Origin of the sequence: Pseudomonas sp. Fl4BN1 (genome assembly GCF_009908285.1) — a bacterium.
Taxonomy (GTDB): Bacteria; Pseudomonadota; Gammaproteobacteria; order Pseudomonadales; family Pseudomonadaceae; genus Aquipseudomonas.
In genome coordinates this window covers 55,199-62,002 of record NZ_JAAARM010000027.1, presented here as the reverse complement: position 1 = coordinate 62,002, position 6,804 = coordinate 55,199, and the positions used below count along the sequence as shown (strand labels likewise).

General features: G+C 67.0%; 1 protein-coding gene. It reads right to left on the bottom strand.

Annotated features, from left to right (window positions below; all coding sequences use genetic code 11):
- Nucleotides 1–285: 285 nt before the first annotated feature.
- A complete protein-coding gene (locus GV818_RS24930; protein ID WP_161777813.1) occupies nt 286–6,666 on the bottom strand; it encodes a non-ribosomal peptide synthetase in 6,381 nt (2,126 codons plus the stop codon).
- Nucleotides 6,667–6,804 lie beyond the last annotated feature (138 nt).

Here is a 6,804-nt window from a genome sequence, read left to right as displayed (position 1 = left end):
TGGATAACCTGCCTGAGAATTCGGAAACGGTTGAAGAGAACGTCCTTGTTTCAGATGCAACCTTTCAGGTGCGGCGTGGTGCCCGAGCGTCGAACTGCCGCCCGCCGACAGGAACGCCAGGGACAGTGAACCCGCCAGGGCTCCCGGCAGCCTGGAAACGCTAAAACATCCGCCCCCAAGGGGCTGACATGGGAAGCCGGGACAAGGCCCGGGCCCTGTCCCGGAGTGGTGCCACGCAGCGCGCCGGCCCAGGGGCCGGCGCAGATACAGGGCCGTCAGGCGGGGTCAGAGACGCCGTTGGCGCTTGAGCTGGGGAATGGTGGTGGCGGGTATTTCCAGGCGCGGCGACGAGGGTCGGGTGTTGGCCGCCAAGGCCGCCAGGGTCGGCTGGCTGAACAGCAGCCGGGCATCCGCGTGCAGGCCTTCCTGGCGCATCCGCGCCACCAGGCTGACCGCCAGCAAGGAATGCCCGCCCAGCTCGAAGAAGTGGTCGTGGCGCCCCACTCGCTCAACCTGCAGCACCTCGGCCCAGAGTCGCGCCAGGATGGTTTCCAGCGGGCCTTCGGGGGCTTCGAACGCCCGGCTCAACACCGCGTCTGCCCCGGGCTCCGGCAAGGCCTTGCGATCCAGTTTGCCGTTGGCACTCAGGGGCAAGGCTGCGAGCCGCACAAAGGCCGCCGGCACCATGTACTCCGGCAGGCGCTCGAGGACATGGGCACGCAAGGCCTCGATGCCAGGAACCACGACGCCATCGTGCAGGCTGAAATAAGCCACCAGGCGCTCCTCGCGCATCAGCACCGCCACCTCCCGCAGGGCCGGATGGGTCGCCAGCCGCGCCTCGATTTCCCCAAGCTCCAGGCGCAGGCCCCGCAGCTTGACCTGGAAGTCGTTGCGGCCGAGAAACTCGAGGTTGCCGTCGGCGCCGTAACGCACCAAGTCGCCGCTGCGGTACAGCCGGTCACCGGCGACGAAGGGGCTGTCGATAAAGCGCTCGGCCTGCAACTGCGGCAAGCCCAGGTAGCCTCGGGCGACCCCGATGCCGCCGATGTACAGCTCACCGCTGACGCCCAGTGGCACCGGCTGGGCATGGGCATCCAGGACATACAGACGGGTATTGGTAATGGCCCGGCCAATCGGCAGCTGGATCGGCGGCACCGGCGCCCCGGGTTCCAGGGTCCAGGCGCTGCTGTCCACCGTGGCCTCGGTGGGGCCGTAGACGTTGTGCAGGCGCACCTTGGGCAGGCGTTGCTGGAACAGCCGAGCGATGGCTTCGGTGAGTTCACCGCCACCGCAGAACACATCGGTGAGGCTATGGCAGAGGCTGACCTCCGGCAGTTGCAGGAACTGCAAGAGCATCGCCGGCACGAACTTGATCATCGTCACCTGCTGCTCGCGCACCAGCTGCGCCAGGTAGGCCGGATCGCGATGGCCGTCGGGGCGCGCCAGGAGCAGGCGCATGCCGTTGACCAGGGGCCAGAACAGCTCCCAGACCGAGCCGTCGAAACTGCAGGGGGCCTTTTGCAACAAGGTGCCCTGCTCCGCGCCCGGACACAGCTGCGAGCTCCAGTGCATCAGGTTGCCCAGGCCGCGGTGCTCGACCATCACCCCCTTGGGCTGGCCGGTGGAGCCCGAGGTGTAGATCACATAGGCCAGGCTCGAGACGTTCAACCCCGGCACCAGCGGATCGTGCTGCGGCCCCTGGTGCCAGGCGCTGCGGTCGAAATCGATCAAAGGCACTGCCGACGTCTCCAGCAATGCGCGGGTCGGCTGATGCACCAGCACCGCCAGCGGCTGGCTGTCCTGCAACAAGTAGTGCAGGCGTTCCGCCGGGTATTCCGGGTCCAGGGGCACGTAGGCGCCGCCGGCCTTGAGGATGCCCAGCAGGCCGATCACCAGCTCCAGGCTGCGCTGGACACACAGCCCCACCCGCACATCCGGCCCCACGCCTTGCCCACGCAGGTGATGAGCCAGTTGGTTGGCTCGCCGGTTGAGCTGCTCATAGCTCAGCCGCTGCTCACCGGCCTGCAGCGCAATGGCCTGGGGCGTGCGCCGTACCTGGGCTTCGAACAGCCCATGCAGGGTCAGCTCGCGAGGGTAATCGGAGTCACTGGCGTTGAACTCCAGCAACTGCTGCCGATACTCCGCCGTCGACAGGATCGACAGGCTGTCGAGCGCAGTTTGCGGCGCCTGTTCGAGGGCCTCGACCAACCCCTCAAGGGCAACGGTCAGGTAACCCAGCAGACGCTGCGCGCCGACCCGCCGAGGCGCCCGGGTGCCCAGGCGAAAGCCCGGTTCCAGGTCGTCCACCGCAAGCATCAGCGGATAGCTGAGCACTTCTTCGCTGCTCAGCAGCGCCACTCCCGGCACCCCTTGCAGCAGCGCGTGTGCGTCGCCAGCCACGTTGTGCCGGTAGTTGAGCAAGGCATTGAACAACGGGGTCGGCGCGGCCACCCCACTGCAACGCTGAGCCAGGGACAACGGCGCGTGTTCGTGGGCCAGCAGTGCACTGAGGCTCTCCTGGGTCTGGCGCAAGCCGGCGGCCACCGTCTGCCCCGCCAGCTCCAGCCGCAGCGGCAAGGTGTTGATGAACATGCCCAGCGCCTGATCGGCGCCCGGCCCGGCCTGCAAGCGGCCCAGCAGCACGGTGCCGAACAGCACGTCCTCGCGGCCACTGGCGCGGCCCAGAACTAGGGCCCAGGCCAGGTGAAACAGGCTGGCGGCACTGACCCCGAGCTGGCGCACCTGGGTCCGCAGGCGCTGGCTCAGGCTGGCGTCCAGCAGCGCGCCGGCCACTTGATGATCCAACACCTGCCCCGGCCGCTCCTGCAACTCGAAGGCCAGGGTCGGCTCGTCCACCTGGGCCAGGTACTCACTGAAGAACGCGGCATGCGACGCCTGCCCCAGCCGTGTGCGGGCCACGTAGTCGCGGTAGGCAAAGGCCGGCGCCAGCAGCGGTGGCTGACCGCCCATATGGGCAGCGATTTGCGCCATCAGCACGGCGGTTGAAGTGGCGTCGTTGACCAGATGATGAAAGCGCAGCATGGCGATCCAGCGCTGGTTGACCCGGTCCTCGGCCCAGGCCAGGGCCAGCATCGGTGCCTGGCGGATGTCCAGCGGGCGCTGGCGTGGATCGTAATGCGCGCGCAACTGCTCGAGCACCTCGCCGCCCGCGGCTGGCGGCAGCCACTCTTCCACCGGCAGCCGGGCCTCGCGCCAGACCACCTGCACCGGCTGCTCCAGCACTTCCCAGACCAGGCTGGTACGCAGGATGTCGTGGCGCTCGATCACCGCCTGCAGGGCTTGGGCGAAGGCGTCCAGGTCCTCGCGACGGGCGCAGGCGAACAGCGCGTGCTGCTGGTAAGGGTCACGTTCGGCAAAAGTCATGTGGTGGTAGAGCAGGCCTTCCTGCAGCGGTGCCAGGGGGTAGATTTCCTGCACATTGGCGGCGCCGCCAGGAACCGTGGCCACCACCCGGTCGATGGCCTCTTGGTCAAGGTCCACCAGGGCCAGCATCTGTGGGGTAATTCGCGGGCACGCGGCGGGCACCCGGTTGGCCGGGATCGCCAGTGGCTGATGAGCGTCTACCGCAGCGGCCAGGCTGGCCAGGGTCGGCTGGCCGAACAGCACCCGCACATCGGCCGCTAGGCCCGCCTGGCCCATTTTCTGGATCAGTTGCAGGGCCAGCAGCGAATGCCCGCCCAGCTCGAAGAAGTGATCGTTGCGCCCGACCCGCTCGACCTGCAGCACCTCGGCCCACAGCGCAGCCAGGGTGGTTTCCAACGGACCCTGGGGCGCCTGGTATTCGCGACTGATCAAGGCCTGGGGCCCGGGCGCCGGCAGGGCCTTGCGGTCCAGCTTGGCGTTGGCGGTCAGGGGCAAGGCGTCGAGTTTCACGTAGGCCATCGGCACCATGTAGTCCGGCAACTGCTGGCGCAGGTAGTCCCGTAGCTGGGTGATCGGCAGCTCCTGGCGGGCGCTGAACCAGGCCACCAACTGACCGTCGCGGACCTGGACCACCGCTTCCTGGAGGGCCGGATGGGCACCCAGGCGGGTTTCGATTTCTCCCAGCTCGATGCGCTGGCCGCGGATCTTCACTTGATCGTCATTGCGCCCCAGGTATTCCAGGGAGCCGTCCGCCAGCCAGCGGGCCAGGTCGCCGGTGCGGTACAGGCGCGCCCCAGGCTGAGCACTGAAAGGGTCGCGGAGAAAACGTTCGGCGGTCAGTTCAGCGCGGTTGAGGTAACCCCGGGCCACCCCGCTGCCACCGACATAGAGCTCGCCGGCGACCCCAATCGGCACCAGGCGTTGCTGGTCATCCAGCAGGTACACCCGGGTATTGGCGATGGGCCGGCCGATATGCAGGACCTGCCCCGGCTCGATGGCCCCGGAGGTGGCCACCACCGTGGCTTCGGTAGGGCCGTAGTTGTTGATCACCTTGAAGCGCTGCTGGCCGGGCAACTGGCGCAGGCGCTCGCCACCGATCAGCAGGGTACGCAGGGTTGGATGGCCAAGCTGCTGGCTGAAGGCGTACTCGGCCACCGGCGTCGGCAAAAAGCTCACCTGCAGGGGCTGGGCCCGCCACCAGGCGAGCAGGCTGTCGAGGTCTTCGGGGCCGTCGCTGACCGGCGCCAGGTGCAGGGTCGCGCCGACGCACAGGGCCGGCCAGACTTCCCAGGCCATGGCATCGAAGCCAAACCCGGCAAGGCTCGAAGTGTGGCTGCCCGAATGCAGGTCGAAGGCCTGGCAATGCCAGTCCACCAGGTTCGACAGGCTCTGGTGTTCCACCATCACGCCCTTGGGCAAGCCGGTGGAACCCGAGGTGTAGATCACATAGGCCAGGTGCTGCGCCGTCAGCCCCGCCACCTGGGGATTGCCTGCCGAGCCCTGGGCCCACAGCGGGCTGTCCAGCTCGATCAGTGGCACCGCCAGGGCCGGCAGGCGTTCGCGCAGCTTCACCTGGCTCAGCACCGCCACCGGGGCACTGTCTTCCAGCAGATAAGCCAGGCGCTCTGGGGGATGGGCCGGATCCAGAGGAACATAAGCGGCCCCGGATTTGAGGATCGCCAACAGTCCCACCAGGGTTTCCAGGCTGCGCCGGGCAATGATCGCCACCCGATCGTCAGGGCGCACGCCGAGCGCCTGCAGGTGCAGTGCCAGGGTATTGGCCCGCTGATTGAGCTGCGCATAACTCAGTGATTGCCCCTGGGCCATCAGGGCAATGGCCTGCGGGGTGCGCTGGGCCCAGGCCTCGACCCGGGTGTGAATGCGCGGCTCGTCAGCCAGCGGCTGGTCGGTGGCATTCCATGCTTGTAGACAGGCATCGGCAGCGCTGGTCAGCAACGAGAACCGCTGTACCGCCAAGGCAGTGTTCTCCAGCCCCTGTTCCAGCACATGGATCAGGCAGGCCGCCAGGGCCTCGATTTCGTGGGGCTGGAAAAACGCCGAGTCGTAGACGTAATGCATCCAGGCGCTGTCATCGAAACTGTTGCTGCGCAGGTGAATCGCCAGGGGCGTCGGCTCGTGGCGGTTGGAGACCTTCACCGACGAGGCCTGCGCCTCGCCGTAGCGGTAATCCAGGTCCTCCAGTTCATAGGACAGCGACAATTCGAACAGCTGCCCTCGGTCCTCTCGCAGCAATCCGAGGGTGCGATTGAGTTCACTCAGGGGAAAACGCTGGTGGCGGAAATCCTGCTTCAACACATCCCGTACCGCCACCACCAGGGCTTCGAAGGTCAGCTCGCGGCCAAAATCCATGCGCACCGCACTGACCTGGGTAAAGGAGCCCAGGGTCACCTTGAACGCAGCATTCGGCCGGTTGAGCACCGGCATGCCCAGGACCCATTCGTCGCGCTGCCCGGCCCGGGTGAAATACACATGCAACGCCGCCAGCAGCACATGGAAGGCCGAGGCCCCGGCGCTTTTGCCCAGGGCCTTCATCCGTTCATGCAGGGCTGCGGGGAAGGCCTGCACCAAGGTCGCACCGGGGGTCGTGGCGTCCTGGGACGGGCGATAGCGCGGGCGCAGCAGCGGCTCCGGCAAGGTGCGGTATTTGTCCAGCCAGTAGTCCCGGTCCCGGGCGTAGCGATTGGACTGGTGGTAGCGGGCGTCATCCTCGATGAAGTCGATAAAGGACGGCGCCGAGGCCAGCGGTTCCTCGTTCTGCACCAGGGCGCTGTAGAGCCCCCCCAGAGACTGGGACAGCTGGGCGAAGCCCCAACCGTCGAGGATCAAGTGGTGGGCCTCGACTTCCATCAGGTGATGGCTGGGGCTCAGGCGGAACAACGAAAAACGGCACAGGCGCTCGCCGCTGAGCTTGAATGGCTGCTGCATCTGCCAGCGAATCCGCGCCTGGGCGGCGGCCAGTGGATCGCTCTCCTGCGACAGGTCATGGAATTCCAGCTGCACCGGCCACTGTCGGTCAAAGTACTGCAAAGGCAGGCCATCATCACTGCCCTCAAGGGACAGCACAGTGCGTAGCACATCGTGCTTATGCACCAGCAACTCCACCGTGCGCTGCATCAGTTCTGGCGTGAAGGGTCCCTGAAGGTCCGCATAACCGCCAATGTTGTACAGCGGCGAGTCGCCACGGCTCAGTTGGTCCAGCCAGATATCGCGCTGCCCGGCAGTCAGTGGCAGGCCTTGGTTCGACAACGCTGCGACGTTCATGAGCACCCCCGGACCGGGCATGCGGCGGATTGCGGGCAGTGGATGGCAAGGGTGGCTTGCGCGGCGAAGGCGCCCACGACAGTGGCAGAAAAATGCGTCATAAGGTCCTTCTCAGGTGATGGTCCGGGCACCGGCGTT